The organism is Pseudomonas sp., from assembly GCF_030683065.1.
GTDB lineage: Bacteria > Pseudomonadota > Gammaproteobacteria > Pseudomonadales > Pseudomonadaceae > Aquipseudomonas.
Genome location: NZ_JAUXMX010000020.1, coordinates 60,142 through 83,407 on the forward strand (window position 1 = coordinate 60,142; position 23,266 = coordinate 83,407).

The window sequence follows — 23,266 nt, forward strand, 5'->3', positions numbered from 1 at the left end:
AGCCATAAGGCGTCGCGCAGAAGGCCCGGCTTCTTGCGGCTACCACCGATGATGCGGGCGTTTGCAGCGTGTGTGTAGGTGTTTTGCCACTGCGAATTAATCGCGGCTGGATGCTTTGTTTATTCCGATGAAGGGTCGCCTTGCGACGTTTTGTCACTTATTTTGGCTGTGTTGACTCGCTCACCTGCCGTTTACTGCCTTAGGCACTGGATATTCCCATGTCGGATCGTTACGAACTCTTTCTCACTTGCCCCAAGGGCCTGGAAGGCTTGCTGCTTGAAGAAGCCGGCAACCTAGGGCTCGAGGAGGCGCGCGAGCATACGTCCGCCATTCGGGGTGTTGCCAGTATGGAGACGGCTTATCGCTTGTGCCTGTGGTCGCGCCTGGCCAACCGGGTATTGCTGGTGCTCAAGCGCTTCCCGATTCAGGACGCCCAAAGCCTCTACGAGGGTGTGCTGGAGGTCGACTGGTTCGAGCACCTGGAACCCACCGGCAGTCTGGCCGTGGAGTTCAGCGGTAATGGTTCGGGAATCGACAATACCCACTTCGGTGCGTTGAAGGTCAAGGACGCCATCGTCGACAAACTGCGGCAGAAGGACGGCACGCGGCCATCGATCGACAAGCTCAACCCGGACATGCGCGTGCACCTGCGCCTGGATCGCGGCGAGGCGATTCTTTCCCTCGACCTGTCCGGGCACAGCCTGCATCAGCGTGGTTATCGCCTGCAGCAGGGCGCTGCACCATTGAAGGAAAACCTTGCCGCGGCGGTTCTGCTGCGTGCCGGCTGGCCGCGCATCGCCGCTGAGGGTGGTGCGCTGGCCGACCCCATGTGCGGCGTCGGCACGTTCCTGGTGGAGGCCGCGATGATTGCCGCCGACATCGCGCCAAACCTCAACCGCGAGCAGTGGGGTTTCAGTCATTGGCTGGGTCATGTACCGGCCTTGTGGAAGAAGCTGCACGCCGAAGCCGAGCAACGCGCCGCCGCAGGCATGGCCAAACCGCCGTTGTGGATCCGTGGCTACGAGGCTGACCCGCGCCTGATTCAGCCCGCGCGCAACAATATCGAGCGGGCTGGTCTGAGCCACTGGATCAAGGTCTATCAGGGCGAACTGTCGACCTTCGAGCCGCGGCCCGATCAGAACCAGAAAGGTCTGGTTATCTGTAATCCACCCTATGGCGAGCGCCTGGGCGAAGAGGCCAGCCTGCTGTATCTCTACCAGAACCTCGGCGAACGCCTGCGTCAGGCATGCATGGGTTGGGAGGCGGCGGTGTTTACCGGCGCGCCGGATCTGGGCAAGCGTATGGGTATTCGCAGCCACAAGCAGTACGCCTTCTGGAATGGTGCCTTGCCGTGCAAGTTGCTGTTGATCAAGGTGCAGCCGGAGCAGTTTGTTACCGGTGAGCGGCGTACCCCGGAGCAGCGCGAGCGTGAGCGTGAACAGGCCGAAGCCGACAAGTCCCCGCTTGAGCCGCTGGAGCGTCAGTACAACAAGAACGGCAATCCGCTCAAGCCGGCCCCCGTACCCGCTCCAGTGGTCGAGCTGGCGCGCCTGAGTGAAGGCGGGCAGATGTTCGCCAATCGCCTGCAAAAGAATCTGAAACAGTTGGGCAAGTGGGTGCGTCGCGAAGGCATCGACTGTTACCGCCTGTACGACGCCGATATGCCGGAATACTCCATGGCGGTGGATTTGTATGGTGATTGGGTGCATGTGCAGGAATATGCCGCCCCCAAGTCAATTGATCCTGAAAAAGCTAAAGCCCGTATGTTTGACGCCATAGCCGCGATCCCGCAGGCGCTGAATGTCGACAAGAACAAGGTGATCATCAAGCGCCGCGAGCGCCAGGCTGGCACCAAGCAGTACCAGCGCCAGGCGACCCAGGGTCAGTTTCTGGAAGTCAGCGAGGGTGGCGTAAAGCTGCTGGTCAACCTCACCGATTACCTAGACACCGGACTGTTCCTCGATCACCGCCCGCTGCGTCTGCGCATCCAGAAAGAGGCCGCCGGCAAGCGCTTCCTCAACCTGTATTGCTACACCGCCACGGCTACCGTGCATGCGGCCAAGGGCGGCGCGCGCAGCACCACCAGCGTCGATCTGTCGAAGACCTACCTGGACTGGGCGCGGCGTAACCTGTCGCTCAATGGCTTCTCTGACAAGAACAAGCTGGAGCAGGCCGATGTGATGGTCTGGCTGGAAGAGGATCGTGGCGAATACGATCTGATCTTCATCGACCCACCGACCTTCTCCAATTCCAAACGCATGGAGGGCGTGTTCGATATCCAACGCGATCACGTGCAGTTGCTCGACCTGGCCATGGCGCGCCTGGCACCGGGCGGCGTGTTGTATTTCTCCAATAACTTCCGCAAGTTCGAGCTTGATGAGGGGCTGGCGGCACGTTACGGTTTGGAGGACATCAGCGCCACGACCCTGGATCCGGACTTTGCCCGTAACCCGAAAATCCACCGTGCCTGGCGTCTGACCACCCAAGGCTGAGCGCTGTTGGAAAAACGCACGCCTACTACGGTCGTCTTGGCGTGACGCAGTAGGCGCCGACCCATTACCTCGAGCAGTCTGCGATCCGCAGGCAGTGCACCAGGGTTATTAGTGCGGTACAGAAGCTGGCGGGTTGTCGCTGCGCTCCGAACGGATCGCCGGCCTAGGCTCCAAGCCAGAAAGGCTGATACGCCTGTCAGTCGCTGAGCGCTTGCAGCCACTCCTTGGGCACATCGCGTTTCAATGCCAGCTGGCATTGCTGGCTTTCCGGATCGAAGACGATGACGGCTTCGCCTTTATCGAGGGCGTGGCGCACCCGTTGCACACGGGTTTGCAGTGGGGTTTCGTCGCCGTTATCGGTGCCTTCGCGGGTGACGAAGTCCTCGATCAGGGAGGTGAGGGTGTCGGCTTCGAGCAGGGATGCAGGGATTAGCACGGTTTGTTTCTCCAGAACGCAGCGGCGATGCTAACGCGCCTTGGACGTGCTGGCCATGCCGCAGATTACGGCCACTAGCAGCGTAGTGTTGGGAGCCGCCAGAGCGGCTTTCCGTTTGCCGCTTACTGACACCGTATAGGTCGCACGGCTTCTGCGATCTCGGGTCAGTTGTCTTGCAGGGTCTGCCTGAGCAGATAATGCTCAAGGGTGGCGTAGAGTCGGGTACTGTCCAGTGGCTTGCCGAGGAAATCGTTCATGCCGACCTGCATGCCATGCCGGCGATGCTCGTCGAGCGTATGCGCGGTCAGTGCGACGATGGGTACCGCGACGAGGTTTTGCTGGTGCTCAAACTGGCGAATCTTTTCGGTCGCAGCAAAACCATCCATTACCGGCATTTCACAGTCCATCAGGATCAGTTGTATCGCCGCCGGGTCGCGTTGATATTCATCGAGGGCGGCCAGCCCATTGCTCACCAGGCGCACGTTATAGCCGCGTTTCCTCAAGAAGCCCTGCACCACCAACTGATTAACCTGATTGTCTTCGGCGACCAGGATGCACGGAGTTCCAGCCTGCTCGGCATGTGCTGCTCGCGGCAGGTGTTCCACGTTGGCGCGGTGCTCTGCATAGAGTTCGACCAGTGTGGCCCGCAGGGCGCTGACTGTTAGCGGTTGCGCCAGGCTGAGCAGGCGCATACCGGCACAGGGGGGTAACTGCTGGGATTGCTGTGGGGGGCAGAGCAGTAATATGCGCTGGCCGGGCTGCAGGTAAGGGTGCAGCGAGTCCAGCCAATGGTTGGCGCTGCCGGGCCAGGGTGACATCAATACAAGCAGAGGCGCGGTGCTGACATCTTCCAGGTAACCGTGCAGCTTGTCCGGGTTGTGACAGAGTTCGGTGTGCATGCCCCAGCGACCGAGCAGGCGAGCCAAGGCGTCCAGGCCGAGGCCGTCAAGCGAGCAGAGCAGGGCGGTACGGCCCTTGAGTAGCCGGGTCAGGGCATCGGCTTCACGCACTGGGTCGCCTAAGGGGATATCGAAGGCGAAGCGGCTGCCCTGGCCCGGCGTGCTCTGTACTTCCATGCGCCCGCCCATCATTTCTACCAGCTCTTTACTGATTGCCAGGCCCAGGCCGCTGCCGCCGTAGCGCCGGGTGGTACTGGAGTCGCCCTGGGAGAAGGACTCGAAGAGGCGGGCCTGATTCTCCGGGTTGATGCCCACGCCGCTGTCGCTTACCGAGAACACCAGATGGGCTTGGCCGAGTGAGTCGCTGCGGCGGCAGACATTTACCCCGACATAGCCCTCATCGGTGAATTTCAGGGCGTTGCTCAGCAGGTTCATCAGCACCTGCTTGACTCGGGTGGGGTCGCCGCGGGTGTATCGGGGCACGTCTGCATCCAGACTTATATATAGACGCAGGTTCTTGTCCAGCGCTTGCCCGGTGAACAGGCTAAGGGTGTCGGAGGTCAGTTGTTCGAGGTCGAAGTCGATATGTTCCAGGCTGAGCTTGCCGGACTCGATCCGTGCGTAGTCGAGGATGTCGTTGATCACCGCCATCAAGGAGGTGCCGGAGCTGGATATGGTATCGACATAGAAGCGTTGGCTGCGATCCAGTGAGGTTTCTCGCAGCAGTTGCAGCATGCCCAATACACCATTCAGTGGGGTGCGGATCTCGTGGCTCATCATGGCCAGAAAGCGGCTTTTCGCCAGGTTTTCGATTTCCGCCTGTTCGGCAGCACGGCGTGAATGGAAGCCCTCTTCTTTGAGGATGTTGATGCGGTCTGCCAGGCCGATGGACAGAGTGATCAACTCGATGGTTACGCCGATCTTGACCACCGCAGCGCCGTACAGGCCAAACACCTCGAACCCCAGTGAACCCGAGGTGGCAATGATGAACGAAGCCAGCAAAATGCCCCAGGCAAGAATGTAGTAGGAGCCGTAGCGCAAGCCGCGGCGCCACACATAAGCGCCGCTGAGAAGCAGTACAAGTGAGACTGCCAGTACGGTCAGGCTAGCCAGGATATTCCAGGCTTGCAGGCCGATCAGCGGCAGCGATAACAGGCAGCCGAGTGTGGCCAGCATGAACAGGCGCAGGCCCTGGTCGAGACGCGGAAAATGTTGCCGGGTATGCAGGAAGTGACGGCTGAACTGACTGGCGCTCAGGCAGTGGAGGAACATCAGTATGTAAATACTGATCGACTGCAGACCAATATGCTGCGGCAGCAGTTTGAACAGCATGCCATCGAAACTGATGATGAACAGGCCGATATTCAGGCTGTAAACCAGGTACCAGAAGTACGCTGGTTCGCGCAGGGAGATGAACAGGAACAAGTTGTAGAAGAACATCGCGAACAGCACGCCGTAGAAGGCGCCATTCAGGCCCATGAGGTTTTCCTGGGCGGCTGCGCTGGCATTGTGGGTGCTGAAGAACAGCGGCACGAATACCGTACTGCTGGTGTTCACGCGGACCAGCAGGGCGTTTTCGCCTGGGGGCAGGGTCATCGGGAACCAGAAATTGCGCACCTGAACCGGGCGCTGGGAGAAGGCATAGCGGTCGCCACTTTCTTGCGCTAACCACTGGCCGTCACTGCCGCTTAGATAGACCTGAATATGATCGAGCAGCGGATAGTTGACTTCCAGGTAGCCAGCCAGGTCCTGCTCCAGGCTGTTGTGCAGGCGCACCTTGAACCACCAGACAGAGCTGCTTTTGCCGAGGTTGGCATGCTCGCCCTTAACGCTTTCAAAGCGCTCGTCGCCCAGCCCACTGACCTGTTCGAGAGTCAGGCTGCCATCAGGGTCTTGCAGGTAGCCCATGGTGGCGCCGAGTGATAGGCGCAGCTCAGGCTTGTCCAATTGCGCGGGCAATAATGCCCACGCCGGGCCACACAGCCAGAGCAACAGCACTGCCAGGCAAATACGCGGCATCCGCGCTCCCCTTATCGTTAGCGGGAGCGCATGAAACACGCCACGCCGGTCATCATCTATCGGCCACTGTGCCTTTATGCGGGGTGTCCTTCAAGCGTCCTTGTCGCGCTGGCCGAGCAGGCTGTCGACGGTTGGAACGCGGGTCTCGCTTTCCATCTGCGTGTTGTGCTCCAGTTGATGACTGAAACGCTCCAGTGAACCCTGGGCAGGTTGGGCGTCGCTGGCGAATACCGGCGGGCTGAGCAGGTAGGCGCAGAGTAGGCGGCAGAGGCTGGCGAGGCTGTCGACATGGGTGCGCTCGTAGCCGTGGGTGGCATCGCAGCCGAAGGCCAGCAGGGCGGTGCGGATATCATGGCCGGCGGTGACGGCCGACTGCGTGTCGCTGTGGTAATAGCGAAACAGGTCACGGCGTACCGGTATTTCGTTATCGCTGGCCAGGCGCAGTAGATGCCGCGACAGGTGATAGTCGTAGGGGCCGCCGGAGTCCTGCATGGCCACGCTGACCGTGTGCTCGCTGGACTGCTGGCCGGGTGCGACAGGGGCGATATCGATGCCGACGAACTCGCTGACATCCCAGGGTAATACTGCGGCGGCACCGGAGCCGACCTCCTCGGTGATGGTAAATAGCGGATGGCAGTCGATTTCCGGTTCCAGGCCGCTTTCCTTGATGGCCTTGAGCGCCGCGAGCAGGGCGGCAACGCCGGCTTTGTCATCCAGGTGACGGGCGCTGATATGGCCGCTTTCGGTGAATTCGGGCAGCGGGTCGAAGGCGACGAAATCGCCAACCGAGATACCCAGCGATTCGCAGTCGGCGCGGGTGGTGGTGTAAGCATCCAGGCGCAGTTCGACGTGATCCCAGCTGATCGGCAGTCGATCCACCTCGGTGTTGAAGGCATGTCCCGATGCCATCAGCGGTAACACGCTACCGCGGATCACCCCGTGATCGGTGAATAGACTGACCCGGCTGCCTTCGGCGAAGCGGCTCGACCAGCAACCCACCGGGGCCAATGCCAGCCGACCAGTGTCCTTTAGCTCACGGACAATCGCCCCGATGGTGTCGAGGTGGGCTGATACTGCGCGGTCCGGGCTGCTTTGCTTGCCTTTCAAGGTGCCGCGAATAGTGCCGCGGCGGGTCATCTCAAAAGGAATGCCGAGCTCTTCCAGGCGCTCGGCAACGTAGCGCACGATGGTGTCGGTGAAACCGGTCGGGCTGGGGATGGCGAGCATCTCCAGCAGAACTTTCTGCAGGTAGGCAAGGTCGGGTTCGGGTATCGGTTGCATGGCAATCTCCAGTTCGGGCCGATGTTGGAGCCAGGGGGACGCCTAGTCCTTGCTGGCGATCAGGGGCGTTAAGATCGCCAGCAAGGACTAGGCGTCCATGGGCGTGTTGGCTCAGCCCACCTGGCTGAGCGGGAAAAGCAGGTCGATAAAGCGCTCGGCGGTCGGTTGCGGTTGGTGGTTGGCCAGGCCGGCGCGTTCGTTGGCTTCGATGAATACGTGTTCCGGTTGGTCGGCGGCCATCACCAGCAGGTCGAGCCCGACCACTGGGATTTCCAGTGCGCGAGCAGCTTTAACCGCCGCGTCGGCCAGCGCCGGGTGGAGGATCCCGGTGACGTCCTGCAGGCAACCACCGGTGTGCAGGTTGGCGGTCTTGCGCACGGCCAGACGCTGGCCCTGGGGCAGGATGCTGGCGTAGTCGACCCCGGCGGCATGCAAGGTACGCAGGGTTTCCGCATCCTTGGGGATCCGGCTTTCACCATCGGTGGCAGCCTGGCGGCGGCGGCTCTGCGCGTCGATCAGGTCGCCGATGCAGTGGCGGCCGTCGCCGATCACTTCAGCTGGGCGGCGGATGGAGGCGGCGACCACGTCAAAGCCAATCACCAGAATGCGCAGGTCATGGCCTTCATGGAAGCTTTCCAGCAGCACGCGGCTGTCGAAGACCTTGGCACGTTCGATTGCGTCCTGCACCTCGGTCGGGCTGCGCAGGTCGACTGCAACGCCCTGGCCCTGTTCGCCGTCGACTGGCTTGACTACCAAGCTGCCGTGCTCGGTCAGAAAGGCCGCGTTCTCTTCGGCGCTACCTGCCAGGCGCTGCGCTGGCAGGCTGAGGCCGGCGCGACTGAGGGCGCGATGCGTCAGGCGCTTGTCTTGGCACAGGGTCATGCTGACAGCGCTGGTCAGGTCGGTCAGCGATTCACGGCAGCGGATGCGTCGGCCGCCGTGGCTGAGGGTGAACAGCCCTGCTTCGGCGTCGTCGACCTGCACCTCAATGCCCCGGCGCAGGGCTTCGTCGACGATGATTCGCGCATAGGGGTTGAGGTCTGCCTCGGGGCCGGGGCCGAGAAACAGCGGCTGGTTGATGCTGTTCTTGCGCTTGATACTGAAGGTCTGCAGCTCGCGAAAGCCGAGCTTGGCATAGAGCGCCTTGGCCTGGCGGTTGTCGTGCAGTACCGAGAGGTCGAGGTAGCTCAGGCCGCGGCTCATGAAGTGTTCGATCAGGTGGCGTACCAGCACTTCACCGACCCCTGGGCGGTTGCAGCGGGGGTCGACCGCCAGGCACCAGAGGCTGCTGCCGTGCTCCGGGTCCTGGTAGGCCTTGTGGTGGTTGAGGCCCATGACGCTGCCGATCACCGCGCCGCTGTCTTCGTCCTCGGCCAGCCAGTACACCGGGCCGCCCTGGTGCCGTGGGGTGAGTTTTTCCGGGTCGATCGGCAGCATGCCGCGCATCTGGTACAGGCAGTTGATCGCCTGCCAGTCCTCGGCATTTTGCGCACGGCGGATACGGTAGCCACGAAAGCCGCTGTGCGCCGGGCGATAGTCGCTGAACCACAGGCGCAAGGTGTCCGAGGGGTCGAGGAATAATTGCTGTGGCGCTTGCGCCAGCACCTGCTGCGGCGCCGCGACATACAGGGCGATATCGCGCTCGCCCGGTTGCTCGCTCAACAGGGCTTGCGCCAGCTCGGCGGCGTCAGGGTAGGTGTGACCAATCAGTAGGCGGCCCCAGCCGCAGTGCAGGGCCAGGGGTTGGCAGGGTTCGGTCCCGTGATCTTCGGCGAAGCGTGCCTGCAGGCGCTCGTAGGAGGGCGCCTGGCCGCGCAGAAGACGTTGGTTGAAGGCAGTGGCGCGCATTGGAAACGTATCCTTTGCTGTTTAGTCGCGCCCGGACTGGTTGCCGGTAGCGAAGGCTGTCGTGACATCCCCGGGTTAGCTCCGGGCTACGGCGACGGTGCGCGCGCCATCAGGGGCTCGCGCGTTTTACATCCACGTTAACGGTGTTACAGGCCTTGCTCGCTCAGCCACAGGTTGAGCGCCGCCATTTGCCATAGCTTGGAGCCGCGCAGCGGGGTGAGTTGGCCGTGCGGGTCGCTCAATAGGCGGTCGAGCATGGCCGGGTTGAACAGCCCGCGATCCTGGCTTGGGTCGACCAGCAGGTCGCGCACCCAGCCCAGTGTTGCGCCGTCCAGGTGCTTGAGGCCCGGCACTGGGAAGTAGCCTTTCTGGCGGTCGATGACCGCCGCAGGGATCACCTGGCGCGCCGCTTCCTTGAGTACATGCTTGCCGCCGTTGGGCAGCTTGAAGCGTCCGGGGATGCGCGCGGAGAGCTCGGCCAGGCGGTAGTCGAGGAACGGGGTGCGCGCCTCCAGTCCCCAGGCCATGGTCATGTTGTCGACCCGCTTGACCGGGTCGTCGACCAGCATCACCGTGCTGTCCAGGCGCAGCGCCTTGTCCACCGCAGCGCTGGCGCCGGGCTGGGCGAAGTGCTGGCGAACGAAATCGCCGGCCGCGTCGTTGGTCAGCCACTCGGGCTGCACGCAGGCAGCGTACTCGTCGTGCTCACGGTCAAAGAAGGCCTTACGGTAGGCGGCGAAGGCATCGTCGGCACCATCCACCAGCGGGTACCAGTGGTAGCCCGCGAACAGCTCGTCGGCGCCCTGGCCGCTTTGCACCACCTTGCAATGCTTGGCCACTTCGCGCGACAGCAGATAGAAAGCGATGCAGTCGTGGCTGACCATCGGCTCGCTCATGGCGCGAAAGGCGGCAGGCAATTGTTCGAGAATCTCGTTTTCGCCGATGCGCAGTTGGTGGTGGCGGGTCGTGAAGTGCTCGGCGATTAAGTCGGAATACTGAAACTCGTCGCCACGCTCGCCGCCGGCATCCTCAAAACCGATGGAGAAGGTCGACAGATTCTCCACCCCGGCCTCGCGCAGCAGGCCGACCAATAGGCTGGAATCGACGCCGCCGGAGAGCAGTACGCCGACTTCCACAGCCGCACGCTGGCGAATCGACACCGCCTCGCGCATGCCGTCGAGCACTCGCTCGCTCCAGTCTTGCAGGCTGAAATCAACTTCGTCGCCCTGCGGCCCGAACTGCAGGCTCCACCAGGTCTGCTGTTCGCAGTTGCCCTGGGCATCGATGAGCATCCAGCTGGCCGCAGGCAGCTTCTCCACGCCGGCAAGGATGGTGCGCGGCGCCGGGACCACGGCATGAAAATTCAGGTAATGATTGAGCGCGATGGGGTCGAGGGTCTTGCCGATGTCGCCGCCGGCAAGCAGCGCCGGCAGGCTGGAGGCGAAGCGCAGGCGCTGGCCGGTACGCGACAGGTAGAGCGGCTTGACCCCCAGGCGATCCCTGGCGATGAACAGTTGCTGGGTGTCGCGCTCCCACACAGCGAAAGCGAACATGCCATTGAGCTTGGGTAGCAGGTCCTTGCCCCAGGCGTGATAACCCTTGAGCAGCACCTCGGTGTCACCACCCGAAAAGAACCGATAGCCAAGCGCTTGCAGCTCGCTACGCAGTTGCGGGTAGTTATAAATAGCGCCGTTGAATACCATCGACAGGCCCAGGTCGCTATCTATCATTGGCTGGCCGGAGGCTTCGGCCAGGTCCATGATCTTCAGTCGACGATGACCGAAGGCGATCGGCCCCTGGCTGTGAAAACCGTGGGCATCGGGGCCACGAGGAGCCAGGTGGTGGGTGATTCGCTCGACCGCAGCCAAGTCGGCCGGTCGTTGATCAAAACGCAGTTCTCCAGCTATTCCGCACATAATTCCTTACCGGTATTGCCGTTGGGGAGTGGCTCGAAGTTACCGAGCTTGTTACAGGTAAACAAATTAATGCTTTCATGTCAAAGCGATAACTTCTTATAAAAGGCCTATATGTCAGATAAAATAGTTCCTACTGAAATTAATTTGTCATCCGTGATGGCGCTTGATCTGCCGATTTTTCAGTCGCTCAGGCGTCTGCAACAGGCCGGCGAGGTGCATGCCAAGCGCCTGGCCCGTTTCGGTGGGCTGACGCCCATGCAACTGATGATCCTGCAGGTGCTGGCCGGTGAGACACGACTGACCGCCAGCGACCTGAGTGGACGGGTCAGTCTGACGGCGGCGACCCTGTCTGGCATGCTCGACCGTCTCGAGGAGCGCGGCCTGCTTCAGCGCCAGCGCGACGACCAGGATCGCCGCCGCCAATGGTTGCTGCTCAGTGATGCCGGCCGCGAGCTGGTGCACAAAGCCCCGACGCTGCTGCCACCAGAGTTCCGCCAGCGCTTCGCCGCGCTCAAGGAGTGGGAGCGACACAGCCTGACAGCCGCGCTGTTACGCGCGGCGGAACTGTGCGGCGAGATGGAGTGAGCGAACGGCGGGAGATGCCGCCGAACGACAGTTACCAGATACGAGGCAATCGGCGATCTATAGGGTGTCACTCGCCGCAGGCAGTGCACCGTGGATGACCGCCGCAGCATAAAGCTGGCGGGCTGTCGCTGCGCGCCGCCTGGGCTGCCCTACGATCTCGACAATTCGCCGGATTTGGACCAAAACGCTCAAGCCGCACTTTGCTTGCAGGAACCCGCAATGGCTTGGCGTCCGCTCCGGTACTTCAGGTGTACTTGGTGAAAATGGCGCGAACCTGGGCCAGGGTTTCAGTGGGGTCATGCTCGGGGTCGAGTACGGCTTCTTCCAGCAGGCAGGCGAGCATTTCCTGATAAGCCTTGTCCAGCGCCTTGCGGGCGGCTGCGAATTGCTGGGCGATGGCCTCGCAGTCCTCATGACGGCGGATCATCGCCTGGATACCGCGGATCTGCCCTTCAACTCTGGCCAGGCGCTTGAGCATTGCATCTTCATGGGCTGCACGGGTTTGTTCGCTCATGGGCTGACCTGCGCAAGTGTGCGGCGCAGGGTGAACGCACCACGCAGTTCGCCCAAGGTAAAACCGATGGCCTGATCGTCGGGGTAGCTTTGTTCGATCTTCGCCGCAACCTCGGCCTTGATCGCCTGGCCATGGCAGGCCAGGCACGGCTCGCCAGTGGCAATGGCTTGCATGTAGCGGAACTCACCGTCGACAACTGCCGAGGCATTCATCTGCATCAGGTCTTCACCAGCGCCTTGGCGCTGCGCAAACTCTTGCAGTACCTGGCGTTCCCACGCATCGGGTTGATTGTCCGGGTTGCGCAGGCGCAAGGCCGTGCGTCCGACTTTCCAGGGCTGCTGGCTGTGCTCGACAGCAATTGTTGGCGCTAGCAGTTGGCAGGCATGCACGGCGTGCACTGGGCCACCTTCGGCGACTGCTTGTTTTACCGTTTGCATCAGCTGTTGCTGGAACGCTGGAACCAGGCTGGCAGCTTCGCGTTCGAGGCTAGCCAGGTCAGCCCCAGGAGCGGCCCAGGCCATGGTGGGCAGGGCGGCGAGTACAAGTATTAGGCGCATGATTGCTGAACTCTTCAAATACATACCCCGCAGGGTATTTGCGACGAGTGATATGTGCAAGTACCGCGCCTCTGGTTATGGCTATTGGCCGCGTATTAATAGGCGAAGGGCGAATCGGTTGGGGTGGCAGGCCTCGGCGACATCTCGCGGCACCGGCAGCGGTTCGTTATCCAGCCAGGCGGCAATCAGCTCGCCAGACAAGGGCGCGGTGATCAGCCCGCGTGAGCCGTGGCCGCTGTTGATGTATAAACCCTCAAGCCAGGGGCAGGGGATATCCGGCACCTGGCGGGCATCCTTGGTCAGTACCGCGTAGGCCTCGACGAAGGCCGAGCGATTTGCCAGCGGGCCGACGATCGGCAAGTAATCCGGGCTGGTGCAGCGAAAGGCGGCACGGCCCTCAAGCTTAGCCGGGTCGAGCTGAGCGCTGTGCAGGCGCTCGGCAAGGTCGCTCGAGATTTCTTCAAGCAGGACAAGATTGTCCGCATTGTCGAGGCTGTTGAGTGCCAGGTCGTCGCTTTTGAAATCGAAACTGGCGCCCAGGGTGTGTTCACCCAAGCGCGCGGGGGCGATATAACCCGAGGCACAGACCACGCTGCGCAGTGCGGTGCTCTGTGTGGTTGCGGGTATTCGGCTGATTTGTCCGCGAATACGTTTGAGTGGCAGTTCGGCGCTGTAGGGGAAGCGCTTGATCTCAGCGGCGCCGGCCAGCACTACCACGGCGGCACTGGCCAGTAGCTCCGTATTGTTCCAGGCCTGCCAGGTTTGGCCGTCGCGGCGCAACTCGAGTGCTTCCTGGTGCAGCTGCAGACGAATATTGGGCTGCTCGGCGAGCAACCGGCACAGCGCCGGAGGGTGAACCCAGCCGGCCTGCGGGTAGAACAGCCCGCCGGCCGGCAGTTGGATGCCGGCTTTGGTTTCGGCTGCGGCCCGGTCCAGGTTGATCAGCAGATCGCTTGGGAACGCTGCCGCCAGTTGCGCCTGGCGTTGTACTTCCTTGTCGTCGAGGGCCAGTTGCAATACCCCACAGTTGTCCCAGTCATGGCCTTTTTGTAGCCGCTCGAGCAGGCGGCGGGTATGCCCAAAGCCGCTGACGATCAAGCGCGAGAGTGCCGTGCCGTGGGCCGACAGCTTGAGGTAAAGCACCCCTTGCGGGTTACCCGAAGCCTCTTCGGCAATAGTCGCGTGACGTTCCAGCAGGGTTACCTGCCAGCCGCGTGCGGCCAGGCTGGATGCGGTGGCGCAGCCGGCCATGCCGGCACCTATGACCAGCGCACGGCGCTCACACAGGTGCTGCGGTGGGCGAGCAAACCAGGGTTTACTGGCGCCCGTTGCGCTGCCGACGAATTGGCCCTTAAGCACTTCCCACTTGCTGCCCAGGCCCGGTACGCGCTTCATCTTGAACCCGGCATCATTCAGGCGCCGGCGCACATAGCCGGTACTGGTGAAGGTGCCGATGCTGGTGCCGGGGGCGCTTAGCCTGGCCAGTTCGGCGAACAGTTCCGCAGTCCACATCTGCGGGTTTTTCGCCGGGGCGAAGCCGTCAAGAAACCAGGCATCAATGTGTGCGTCGAGTTGCGGCAGCATCTCGAGGGCATCACCGATCAGCAGGGTCAGGACAACCCGTCCGCCAGCGAGGTTCAGACGCTGAAAGCCCGGATGGAGGGCGACATACTGGCCCAGCAGTTCATGGGCATAGGGTGCCAGTTCGGGCCACAAGGCCAGGGCGCGCTGCAGATCGGCGTAGTCGAGCGGGTATTTTTCGACACTGACAAAGTGCAGCCGTGCACCCGCTGGCGCCTGCTGTTCGAACAACTGCCAGGCGCAGAGAAAGTTCAGCCCGGTGCCGAAGCCGGTTTCGCCTATCGTCAGTTGCTCACCCTCACTCAAGGCGTTGAAACGCGCCGGCAAGTCGTTATTGACGAGAAACACATGGCGGGTCTCGGCCAGACCATTCTCATTGGAGAAGTACACATCGCCAAATAGCCGCGATAACGGCTGCCCTTGTGCGTCCCAGTCGAGCTGTGCGGGGCGGGTTTCGGGTAAGTCGAGCGGGGCGTCAGGCATGACAGATACACCAGATTGAGCAGGCGGGCATTCTAGCGCGGTTGTCCGGGCTCCTCAGCTGCGTTGTGGCTTTTGTCGAATGGCCAGCCTTGGCGCGCGGCGGATTGCTTGCCGGATGAATCTGCTGCGCAGCAGCATATGGCTCACCCTGTCGCGTACGCGATCCGCTAGGCTCTGCAGATCACATCAGGGAGCACGTCATGTTCGAGTCCGCGGAGATTGGTCACGCCATTGATAAAGCCACGTTCGACGAGGCTGTACCGGAGTTGCGCGAGGCATTGCTGGAGGCACAGTACGAACTGAAGCTGCAGGGGCGTTTTCCGGTGATCATCCTGCTCTGCGGGATTGAGGGCGCCGGTAAGGGCGAGACGGTCAAGTTACTCAACGAGTGGATGGACCCGCGCCTGATCCAGGTCAGTACCTTCGATCAGCAGACCGATGAAGAGTTGGCCCGGCCGCCGGCTTGGCGTTATTGGCGGCAGCTGCCACCCAAGGGGCGCATCGGGGTTTTTTTCGGCAACTGGTACAGCCAGATGTTGCAGGGGCGGGTGCACGGGAATTTCAAGAATGCTGTGCTGGATCAGGCAACCGACACGGCCTCGGCGCTGGAGCGCATGCTGTGCGACGAGGGCGCACTGATTTTCAAGTTCTGGTTTCATCTGTCCAAGAAGCAGATGAAGGCACGGCTCAAGTCGCTGCAGGACGACCCCTTGCACAGCTGGCGAATCAGCCCGCTGGACTGGCAGCAGTCCAAGACTTACGACAAATATGTGCGGTTCGGCGAGCGGGTATTGCGCCGCACCAGTCGCGACTATGCACCCTGGTATGTGGTTGAGGGCATGGATGAGTATTACCGCAGCCTGACGGTGGGGCGGATTCTCCTCGATGGCTTGCAAGTCGCACTCAAAACCAAGAACCGCCCGGTGCCGCAGCCCCATGCGGCGCCACTCATATCCAGCCTCGATCACTTGAGTTTGCTCGACAGCCTGGACATGAGTCAGGCGCTGGACAAGGCCGAGTACAACGAGCAACTGATCACCGAACAAGCGCGCCTGTCGGGCTTGCTGCGTGACAAGCGCATGCGCAAGCACGCGCTGGTGGCAGTGTTCGAGGGTAATGATGCGGCCGGCAAGGGTGGCGCGATTCGCCGTGTTACGGCGGCGCTTGACCCGCGGCTGTATCGCATCGTGCAAGTGGCGGCCCCCAGCGACGAGGAGCGCGCGCAACCTTACCTGTGGCGTTTTTGGCGGCACATTCCGGCGCGTGGCAAGTTCACCATGTTCGACCGCTCCTGGTACGGCCGCGTGCTGGTGGAGCGGGTCGAGGGTTTTTGCAGTTCCGCCGACTGGTTGCGTGCCTATGGCGAGATCAACGACTTCGAGGAGCAGCTGACCGACGCTGGCGTGGTGTTGGTCAAGTTCTGGTTGGCAATCGATTCGGAAACCCAGCTGCAACGCTTCACTGAGCGTGAGCAGATACCCTTCAAGCGCTTCAAAATCACCGAGGATGACTGGCGCAATCGCGACAAGTGGCCGCTTTACCGCGATGCGGTAGGCGATATGGTCGACCGTACCAGTACCGAAATCGCGCCCTGGACCCTGGTCGAAGCCAACGACAAACGTTTCGCGCGGGTCAAGGTACTGCGCACCATCAATGAAGCACTGGAGGCAGCGTTCGCCAAGGACTGACCGCGATCCGGGCTAGCTTATTTGTGGCTGGCAGTGCGGCCTTGGAATCTGGCAGAAGATGGGCGCGCATACGGCTGATGAATGATCGTCGCCGGTTGAGATTGTTCGGTCTTATTCTCGCCCGATATCCAACGTCAATAATAATGAGGTGCGTCATGCGTGAAGTGGTGATTGTCGATAGCGTGCGGACTGGCTTGGCCAAATCCTTTCGTGGCAAGTTCAACCAGACCCGTCCCGACGATATGGCGGCCCATTGTGTGAATGCGCTGCTGGCGCGCAGCGGCCTGGATCCTGCGCTGGTCGAGGATTGCATCGTCGGTGCCGGCTCCAACGAGGGCGCCCAGGGCATGAACATCGGCCGTAATGTGGCGGTGCTCTCCGGTCTGGGTACCCAGGTGGCGGGCATGACCCTCAACCGCTTCTGCTCTTCGGGCCTGCAGGCCATTGCCATCGCCGCCAATCAGATTGCCTCGGGTTGCAGCGAGATCATCGTCGCTGGCGGCGTCGAGTCGATCACCATGACCATGAAAAGCATGAACACCGACAAGCTGTTCAACCCCATCCTGCAAAAGGATGTACCGGGGATCTACTACCCCATGGGTCAGACCGCCGAAATCGTCGCGCGGCGCTACAACGTCAGCCGCGAAGCCCAGGATGCCTATGCTCTGCAGAGCCAGCAGCGTACTGCACGGGCCCAGGCCGAAGGCCTGTTCGACGACGAAATCGTGCCGATGAGCGTCAAGTACCTGGTCGAAGACAAAACCACTGGCGAGAAGACTATCGTTGATGGCGTGGTCGAGCGTGACGATTGCAACCGTGCCGACACTACCCTGGCAAGCCTGGCTTCGCTCAAGCCGGTATTTGCCGAGGACGGCTCGGTAACGGCCGGCAACGCCTCGCAGTTGTCCGATGGCGCCTCCATGACCCTGGTGATGAGCCTGGAAAAAGCCCTTGAGCTGGGTCTGAAGCCAATAGCCTACTTCCGCGGTTTCACCGTAGCCGGCTGCGAGCCGGACGAGATGGGCATCGGTCCGGTGTTTTCGGTGCCTAAGTTGCTCAAGGCCAAGGGCCTGAGCGTTGCCGATATCGACCTGTGGGAACTCAACGAAGCCTTCGCCTCGCAGTGCCTATATGCCCGCGACTGCCTGGGAATCGACAACGACAAGTACAACGTCAATGGTGGCTCTATCTCGATCGGCCATCCGTTCGGCATGACCGGCTCGCGCCAGGTCGGTCATCTGGTGCGCGAACTGCAGCGCCGTAATCTGCGCTACGGCATCGTCACCATGTGTGTGGGTGGCGGCATGGGCGCCACCGGCTTGTTCGAGGCGTATCGCTGAAACGCAGCCTTGTAAGCGTGGGTTAGCCATAAAACCGCGTCGAATCAGGCGCGGTTTTTTATGGCGATACCCCGTCAACTTTTGCATGCAACGAGTCGCGTGCGCCGGATACATGCGCGTCAACCTACGACTTAACGCCTTGTAACGGCTAACAGGTGCATCGCCTTTATTTTGCGCGGCACATCCTTAATTCAGAATGCTCGGCTCTCGATGATCTCGTTGGCCTGCACCATGCGACGAATATAAAAGGCGATTTCTCGCTCTGCGTCGACGCGTGTGAAGTAGGGCCCTTCGAGAGTACCCTCGCGGGTGGCGAAGAAGTACTGGCCGTTGACCGCACTGACCCGTTCGCTGCGGTAATGCGTGCCTGGGCTGGGGTCGATGGTACGTTGACCGAACATGGTGAGAACCTCATGCAATGCGCTGATCAGTTTGAGTCTAATCCTCGCGGATCAACGCGCTCGAGTTGACGACCAATGGTTAGTTTTTTGACTTTGACTGCACAATCTTTGCTGGCTAAACGTCAAGCTTATGACGAAATGTTGTGTGCAAGCGGTACAGTTACCGTGTGCGAGCCTGCGGAGCTGTGACTGTTCCGGTGAGCCATGGCGGCATAAAATGTCATTTTCGCCGTTAGCGTTCGCTCGAGGCAGTCATGCATATCTCTTCTGGTCGTTGGCTCCATGGGCTTTTTCTGGCGCTGCTCACCGCGCTGCTCTGGGGCGTGTTGCCGATCAAGCTCAAGGAAGTACTGCAGGTGATGGACCCGGTGACAGTCACCTGGTATCGACTGCTGGTGTCCGGTTCGATCCTGCTGGCTTACCTGGCTGCATCCGGGGGCTTGCCACGTTTTCGTCCTCTGGGGCGCAAGGGTGGCGGGCTTCTCGTCTTGGCGATTGCCGGGTTAAGTGCCAACTATGTGCTCTATCTGATGGGCCTGAGCTTGCTCAGCCCGGGCACCACGCAACTGGTGATCCAGGTTGCGCCGATCCTATTGCTGGTCAGCAGTCTGTTGATCTTTCGCGAGCGTTTCAGTCTCGCTCAAGGCATTGGCCTGGCGGTGCTGCTGTTGGGTTTTGCACTGTTTTTCAATCAGCGCCTGGCTGAACTGCTGACATCATTGACCACTTACACGGCTGGTGTGCTGATCGTGCTGCTGGCGGCGGTTGTCTGGACATTTTATGGCTTGGCGCAAAAGCAGTTGCTGACCGTGTGGAACTCATTGCAGGTGATGATGGTGATCTACCTGGCGTGCGCGCTGTTGTTGACGCCTTGGGCGCAGCCACTGCAAGTCGTCGAGTTGAGTGCGCTGCAGGGCTGGCTGCTGTTTGCCTGCTGCTTGAACACGCTGGTGGCTTATGGCGCGTTCGCCGAGGCGTTGGCGCACTGGGAGGCCTCGCGGGTCAGTGCGGCGCTGGCGATTACGCCGCTGGTAACGTTTGGCTCGGTCGCGCTGGCGGCGACCTGGTGGCCGGAGCATGTTCAGCCCGAACAGATCAATTGGATCGCCTACGGTGGCGCGGCCTTGGTGGTGCTGGGGTCGGCACTGACGGCCATCGGCCCATTATTGATGGCCAGCTTGCGTGCCCGACGGGTTCGCGTGGCGGTGCAGTCGCGAGAAGTCTCCCCGTCTTCTAATGAGTAAACGTTGTCGGTGAGCATCAGCGCAGCCGCTCCGAGACGTTGCGCTTCCCTTGATCCGACAACAGCCGTGCCGCTGAGAGGCGGCAGCCCACCGCGCTTGAGAGCGGGCGGGCAGGGTCATTGGCACCCGCCGGTAGAATCTCCGACAGCATCAATCCACCTACAAGGCCACCGCTCAAGCCTTGTGCGCCCGGTGAGTGGCATCAAACAGCGCAAGCCAAGCCTCGGGTGTAATTTTTACTAACGCAACTATAGGCAATATCAATACCCCCCAATGTATTTAAGGCCGTCTTGAGCTGCTAACCTGAATCTGAAATCGCTAAACGATTGGCCTTGAATTTACTGCCAGTTGTGAACCTGATCGGCAGTCTGTGGCCTTATTAACTAGCTGATCATCTGCAAACCTAGGAGCTCGATATGGATCCCAAAAGTCAAACATCTGCTGGCCAATGCCCGGTTATGCATGGCGGCAATACGTCCAGCAGCAAGTCGAACATGGCGTGGTGGCCGAACGCTCTCAACCTCGATATCCTGCATCAGCACGACAGCAAGACCAATCCGCTGGGGCACGGCTTTGAGTACCGCGAGGAGGTCAAGAAACTCGATGTGGCAGCCCTGAAGCGCGACCTGACCACCTTTATGACTGACAGCCAGGATTGGTGGCCGGCCGACTGGGGTCATTACGGCGGTCTGATGATTCGTATGGCCTGGCACGCTGCCGGCTCCTACCGTGTGGCGGACGGGCGCGGTGGTGCCGGTACTGGTAACCAGCGTTTCGCTCCACTGAACTCCTGGCCGGATAACGCCAACCTCGACAAGGCGCGCCGCCTGCTCTGGCCGATCAAGAAGAAGTACGGCAACAAGATCAGTTGGGCCGACTTGATCGTGCTGGCCGGCAACGTGGCCTATGAGTCGATGGGCTTGAAGACCTTCGGCTTTGCCTTTGGTCGCGCAGATATCTGGCACCCCGAGCAGGACATCTACTGGGGTTCGGAAAAAGAATGGCTGGCGCCCACCGGTAGCGAAGGCAGCCGTTATTCCGGCGAGCGCGACCTGGATAACCCGCTGGCAGCGGTCATGATGGGCCTGATCTACGTTAACCCTGAAGGTGTCGACGGCAAGCCCGATCCGCTGAAAACCGCCCATGATGTGCGCGTTACCTTTGAGCGCATGGCGATGAACGACGAAGAAACTGTCGCCCTGACTGCGGGTGGCCACACCGTCGGCAAGTGCCACGGTAACGGCAGCGCCGCTAACCTCGGTCCAGAGCCAGAAGCAGCAGGCATAGAAGAGCAGGGCCTGGGCTGGGTCAACCACAAGACCCGTGGCGTTGGCCGCGATACGGTCACCAGTGGCCTTGAGGGCGCCTGGACAACCAATCCAACGCAGTGGGACAACGGTTACTTCCATTTACTGCTCAACTACGACTGGGAACTGAAAAAGAGCCCGGCCGGCGCCTGGCAGTGGGAGCCGATCAACATCAAGGAAGAAGACAAGCCGGTTGATGTCGAGGACCCAACTATCCGCCACAACCCGATCATGACCGATGCCGACATGGCCATGAAGATGGATCCGGAGTATCGCAAGATCTCCGAGCGTTTCTACAAGGACCCAGCCCATTTCACTGAAATGTTCGCCCGTGCCTGGTTCAAACTGACCCACCGCGACTTGGGGCCGAAGACCCGCTATATCGGGCCAGAAGCACCGCAGGAAGACCTGATCTGGCAGGATCCGGTACCGGCAGGCCGCAGCGACTACGATGTCGCCGCCGTCAAGGCGAAGATCGCTGCCAGCGGCCTGACCCTGAGCGAAATGGTCAGCACTGCCTGGGACAGCGCCCGGACGTTCCGTGGCTCCGACATGCGTGGTGGGGCAAACGGTGCGCGCATTCGTCTGGCTCCGCAGAAAGACTGGGAAGGCAATGAGCCGGCGCGCCTGGCCAAAGTGCTGGCTGTGCTGGAAAGCATTGCCAGCGATACCGGCGCAAGCGTGGCCGACGTGATCGTACTGGCCGGCAATCTCGGCATCGAACAGGCTATCAAGGCCGCCGGCTTCGACGTTAGCGTGCCATTCGCACCGGGCCGTGGCGATGCCAGCCAGGCGATGACCGACGTTGACTCCTTCGAGTACATGGAGCCAGCGGCCGATGGCTACCGCAACTGGCTGAAAAAGGACTACGTGGTCAGCGCTGAGGAGTTGCTGCTTGATCGCACCCAGTTGATGGGTCTAACCGCGCCTGAAATGACCGTATTGGTAGGTGGCATGCGGGTGCTCGGCACCAACCATGCGGGCAGCAAGCACGGTGTGTTCACCGACCGCGAAGGCCAGTTGACCAATGACTTCTTCGTCAACCTGACCGATATGGCCAATACCTGGAAACCGACTGGCCGCAACCTCTACGAGATTGTCGATCGCAACACTGGCGCCGTGAAATGGACGGCGACCCGCGCCGACCTGGTCTTCGGCTCCAACTCGATCCTTCGCGCTTACGCTGAGGTGTATGCACAGGACGATAACCGCGAGAAGTTCGTCAATGACTTCGTCGCGGCCTGGACCAAAGTAATGAACGCCGATCGCTTCGACCTGGCGTAACCCACCTTCCTCCGCAGCGCGCAATGCCTGCGGGGGAACCTACTTGCCGATTACCGCAACTGCCCAGCGTTACTGATAACTTCATTAATGCTGGGCCCACCCAACAGGTTTATCAGCCTCGCCTAACCCTGCACACATGCACGCTTTCTTTACACATACCTGGCCTGCCGGTCGTGCCCGTTTAGCCGGCCCGCGTCGTTTCGTTGGCTAGCTGCGCGGGTACAAGCGGTTGGCTGGGCTAACGGTGCTGGTACAGAAATTGTTGGGTTAGCGGCGGGCACCCACCTTCCAAGTATCGTAAGTCGGCGATTAACCGCCAAGGCCTTACTGGTATAGCCACTGCTTCAGTTCATCCAGATTGGCCACCACGATCTGCTGCGCCGTCGCCTTGGCATGTACCTTGTTTGGATCGATCTGGTAGCGCTGCAGCACTTACTGCACCAGGGCGCCGCGGGTGTCGATCACCAGTTGGCCATCCTGCATGCCGTAGTCGCTTTCGATGATGACTTGTTGTTCCGGTTTGAGGCGCGAGTCGGCTGCACGGCGGTATTCCATCCGTCATCGCCGTGGCGGCCATGCGCGGAGTCATCGGCCATCAAGTCCGGAGTCCCTCGGAAGCGGCTCAGCACAAAGTCCCGGTACTCACCGGTGCGCTCGCAATAGGCGCGCACATGCCAGCGCATGCCGGTGTCGACCAGGGTGTGCGGGGCGATCAGGCGTGATATTCACATTCCAGGCACAGGTCTTCACGGCAGGCTTTCAGCAGTGGCCGGAGGACTTCGGGACGTATTGTGCGATCTGGCACCTGCAACACCTCCGTGTGGGCGTAAGCCAGGGCCAGCTCCTCGATATAGTGCGCGCGCTCATGGTTCTGGTTGAGCAGATGCAGGTAAGCGCTGGCACTGTCATCGATGACCCGTGGGACGAACTGCGCGCCGGGGACGTAGCCCTTGAGGCGCTTGTCGTACGCCATGTTTTCCGGCGCATGTTGATTAATGTAAGGAAGGCTGCACCATGGATGAAGCCAAGGCGGTGCGTGAAGCGTGGTTGTAATGGGCGGGCTTGCGTAGGCAGGGCTGGGGGTGAGCCAGAGTAGAGCAGCTGGGAGAATCTAATAGTAGTCGTTGCTCTCGTTTGTTCAGGCAGAAGCTAGCCTGTCTGGTACCTGAGCATCACGCCGAACTGAGCATTTCTGTATTGCCTACCCTGACCTGCGAACTTAATGTTCACCATACACTTAGCCCGCTACAGGTATTAAATGAGAGCAGGGCGTTGGGGCAGTAAATAACTTCGAATAAAGCCTTGACGTAGATTCTGCTGGGCCTATAATCCGCACCTCTTCTGGCGCAGGCCTCTCGGTAAACCTCTTGTAAAACAAGAAGTTAGCTTAA

The 23,266-nt window shown here is 61.0% G+C and carries 15 protein-coding genes and 1 pseudogene; 6 read left to right on the forward strand and 10 right to left on the reverse strand.

The window, feature by feature from the left end:
- Nucleotides 1-218 precede the first annotated feature (218 nt).
- Nucleotides 219-2,492, forward strand: a complete 2,274-nt coding sequence (gene rlmKL, locus Q8K09_RS04685) for a bifunctional 23S rRNA (guanine(2069)-N(7))-methyltransferase RlmK/23S rRNA (guanine(2445)-N(2))-methyltransferase RlmL (RefSeq protein WP_305253820.1) — start codon at nt 219-221, stop codon at nt 2,490-2,492.
- 196 nt (nt 2,493-2,688) lie between these two features.
- Here rlmKL and Q8K09_RS04690 read toward each other — a convergent pair whose 3' ends face one another.
- The 5 genes from Q8K09_RS04690 to Q8K09_RS04710 all read right to left on the reverse strand — a co-directional run bounded on the left by Q8K09_RS04690 (nt 2,689) and on the right by Q8K09_RS04710 (nt 10,891).
- A complete protein-coding gene (locus Q8K09_RS04690; protein WP_305253821.1) occupies nt 2,689-2,928 on the reverse strand; it encodes a YheU family protein in 240 nt (79 codons plus the stop codon).
- 164 nt (nt 2,929-3,092) lie between these two features.
- A complete protein-coding gene (locus tag Q8K09_RS04695) occupies nt 3,093-5,846 on the reverse strand; it encodes a hybrid sensor histidine kinase/response regulator (protein WP_305253822.1) in 2,754 nt (917 codons plus the stop codon).
- A 90-nt stretch (nt 5,847-5,936) separates the two neighbouring features.
- Nucleotides 5,937-7,127 carry an osmoprotectant NAGGN system M42 family peptidase gene (locus tag Q8K09_RS04700; protein ID WP_305253823.1) on the reverse strand — a complete coding sequence of 397 codons (1,191 nt, stop codon included), beginning with the start codon at nt 7,125-7,127 and terminating at the stop codon, nt 5,937-5,939.
- A gap of 111 nt (nt 7,128-7,238) precedes the next feature.
- Nucleotides 7,239-8,975, reverse strand: coding sequence for an N-acetylglutaminylglutamine synthetase (ngg, locus tag Q8K09_RS04705; RefSeq protein WP_305253824.1), 1,737 nt, complete (start codon nt 8,973-8,975; stop codon nt 7,239-7,241).
- Nucleotides 8,976-9,121: 146 nt separating this feature from the next.
- Nucleotides 9,122-10,891 carry an N-acetylglutaminylglutamine amidotransferase gene (locus tag Q8K09_RS04710; protein WP_305253825.1) on the reverse strand — a complete coding sequence of 590 codons (1,770 nt, stop codon included), beginning with the start codon at nt 10,889-10,891 and terminating at the stop codon, nt 9,122-9,124.
- 111 nt (nt 10,892-11,002) lie between these two features.
- Between Q8K09_RS04710 and Q8K09_RS04715 the strand changes: the two genes are divergently transcribed.
- On the forward strand, nt 11,003-11,476 hold the full coding sequence (locus Q8K09_RS04715) for a MarR family winged helix-turn-helix transcriptional regulator (protein ID WP_305253826.1): 474 nt from the start codon (nt 11,003-11,005) through the stop codon (nt 11,474-11,476).
- A 244-nt stretch (nt 11,477-11,720) separates the two neighbouring features.
- Here Q8K09_RS04715 and Q8K09_RS04720 read toward each other — a convergent pair whose 3' ends face one another.
- From Q8K09_RS04720 to mnmC, 3 genes are all read right to left on the reverse strand, one after another.
- On the reverse strand, nt 11,721-11,990 hold the full coding sequence (locus tag Q8K09_RS04720; protein ID WP_305253827.1) for a metal-sensing transcriptional repressor: 270 nt from the start codon (nt 11,988-11,990) through the stop codon (nt 11,721-11,723).
- Entirely contained in the window at nt 11,987-12,547 is a 561-nt protein-coding gene (locus Q8K09_RS04725) for a DUF3365 domain-containing protein (protein ID WP_305253828.1), read from the reverse strand. Before Q8K09_RS04725 ends, Q8K09_RS04720 begins: the two co-directional genes overlap by 4 nt.
- An 81-nt stretch (nt 12,548-12,628) precedes the next feature.
- Nucleotides 12,629-14,611 (reverse strand): bifunctional tRNA (5-methylaminomethyl-2-thiouridine)(34)-methyltransferase MnmD/FAD-dependent 5-carboxymethylaminomethyl-2-thiouridine(34) oxidoreductase MnmC, encoded by a 1,983-nt coding sequence (gene mnmC / locus Q8K09_RS04730; RefSeq protein ID WP_305253829.1) that lies wholly within the window; start codon nt 14,609-14,611, stop codon nt 12,629-12,631.
- Nucleotides 14,612-14,811: 200 nt separating this feature from the next.
- Here mnmC and pap point away from each other — a divergent pair, with 200 nt between their 5' ends.
- Both pap and Q8K09_RS04740 read left to right on the forward strand, forming a co-directional pair.
- The gene (pap, locus tag Q8K09_RS04735) at nt 14,812-16,299 is read left to right on the forward strand and encodes a polyphosphate:AMP phosphotransferase (RefSeq protein WP_305253830.1); all 1,488 of its coding nucleotides are present in this window, start codon (nt 14,812-14,814) and stop codon (nt 16,297-16,299) included.
- Between the two features lie 155 nt (nt 16,300-16,454).
- Nucleotides 16,455-17,639: a thiolase family protein gene (locus Q8K09_RS04740; protein ID WP_305253831.1), complete on the forward strand. Its 1,185-nt coding sequence runs from the start codon at nt 16,455-16,457 to the stop codon at nt 17,637-17,639.
- 191 nt (nt 17,640-17,830) lie between these two features.
- Here Q8K09_RS04740 and Q8K09_RS04745 read toward each other — a convergent pair whose 3' ends face one another.
- Complete coding sequence (locus Q8K09_RS04745; RefSeq protein ID WP_305253832.1) at nt 17,831-18,040, reverse strand: DUF6316 family protein; 210 nt, start codon at nt 18,038-18,040, stop codon at nt 17,831-17,833.
- A 254-nt stretch (nt 18,041-18,294) separates the two neighbouring features.
- Between Q8K09_RS04745 and Q8K09_RS04750 the strand changes: the two genes are divergently transcribed.
- Both Q8K09_RS04750 and katG read left to right on the forward strand, forming a co-directional pair.
- A complete protein-coding gene (locus Q8K09_RS04750) occupies nt 18,295-19,284 on the forward strand; it encodes a DMT family transporter (protein WP_305253833.1) in 990 nt (329 codons plus the stop codon).
- A 416-nt stretch (nt 19,285-19,700) separates the two neighbouring features.
- Nucleotides 19,701-21,875, forward strand: coding sequence for a catalase/peroxidase HPI (katG, locus tag Q8K09_RS04755; protein ID WP_305253834.1), 2,175 nt, complete (start codon nt 19,701-19,703; stop codon nt 21,873-21,875).
- A gap of 324 nt (nt 21,876-22,199) precedes the next feature.
- On the opposite strand, the pseudogene Q8K09_RS04760 reads toward katG, so the two are convergent.
- Nucleotides 22,200-22,929, reverse strand: a pseudogene (locus tag Q8K09_RS04760) (WYL domain-containing protein).
- Nucleotides 22,930-23,266 lie beyond the last annotated feature (337 nt).

What these genes read in the sequence shown, in the direction of transcription:
- katG (WP_305253834.1), top strand. Translation starts at nt 19,701, where the DNA reads ATGGATCCCAAAAGTCAAACATCTGCTGGCCAATGCCCGGTTATGCAT.
- Q8K09_RS04740 (WP_305253831.1), top strand. Translation starts at nt 16,455, where the DNA reads ATGCGTGAAGTGGTGATTGTCGATAGCGTGCGGACTGGCTTGGCCAAA.
- rlmKL (WP_305253820.1), top strand. Translation starts at nt 219, where the DNA reads ATGTCGGATCGTTACGAACTCTTTCTCACTTGCCCCAAGGGCCTGGAA.
- pap (WP_305253830.1), top strand. Translation starts at nt 14,812, where the DNA reads ATGTTCGAGTCCGCGGAGATTGGTCACGCCATTGATAAAGCCACGTTC.
- Q8K09_RS04750 (WP_305253833.1), top strand. Translation starts at nt 18,295, where the DNA reads ATGCATATCTCTTCTGGTCGTTGGCTCCATGGGCTTTTTCTGGCGCTG.
- Q8K09_RS04720 (WP_305253827.1), bottom strand. Translation starts at nt 11,990, where the DNA reads ATGAGCGAACAAACCCGTGCAGCCCATGAAGATGCAATGCTCAAGCGC.
- Q8K09_RS04725 (WP_305253828.1), bottom strand. Translation starts at nt 12,547, where the DNA reads ATGCGCCTAATACTTGTACTCGCCGCCCTGCCCACCATGGCCTGGGCC.
- Q8K09_RS04745 (WP_305253832.1), bottom strand. Translation starts at nt 18,040, where the DNA reads ATGTTCGGTCAACGTACCATCGACCCCAGCCCAGGCACGCATTACCGC.
- Q8K09_RS04710 (WP_305253825.1), bottom strand. Translation starts at nt 10,891, where the DNA reads ATGTGCGGAATAGCTGGAGAACTGCGTTTTGATCAACGACCGGCCGAC.
- mnmC (WP_305253829.1), bottom strand. Translation starts at nt 14,611, where the DNA reads ATGCCTGACGCCCCGCTCGACTTACCCGAAACCCGCCCCGCACAGCTC.
- ngg (WP_305253824.1), bottom strand. Translation starts at nt 8,975, where the DNA reads ATGCGCGCCACTGCCTTCAACCAACGTCTTCTGCGCGGCCAGGCGCCC.
- Q8K09_RS04695 (WP_305253822.1), bottom strand. Translation starts at nt 5,846, where the DNA reads ATGCCGCGTATTTGCCTGGCAGTGCTGTTGCTCTGGCTGTGTGGCCCG.
- Q8K09_RS04715 (WP_305253826.1), top strand. Translation starts at nt 11,003, where the DNA reads ATGTCAGATAAAATAGTTCCTACTGAAATTAATTTGTCATCCGTGATG.
- Q8K09_RS04700 (WP_305253823.1), bottom strand. Translation starts at nt 7,127, where the DNA reads ATGCAACCGATACCCGAACCCGACCTTGCCTACCTGCAGAAAGTTCTG.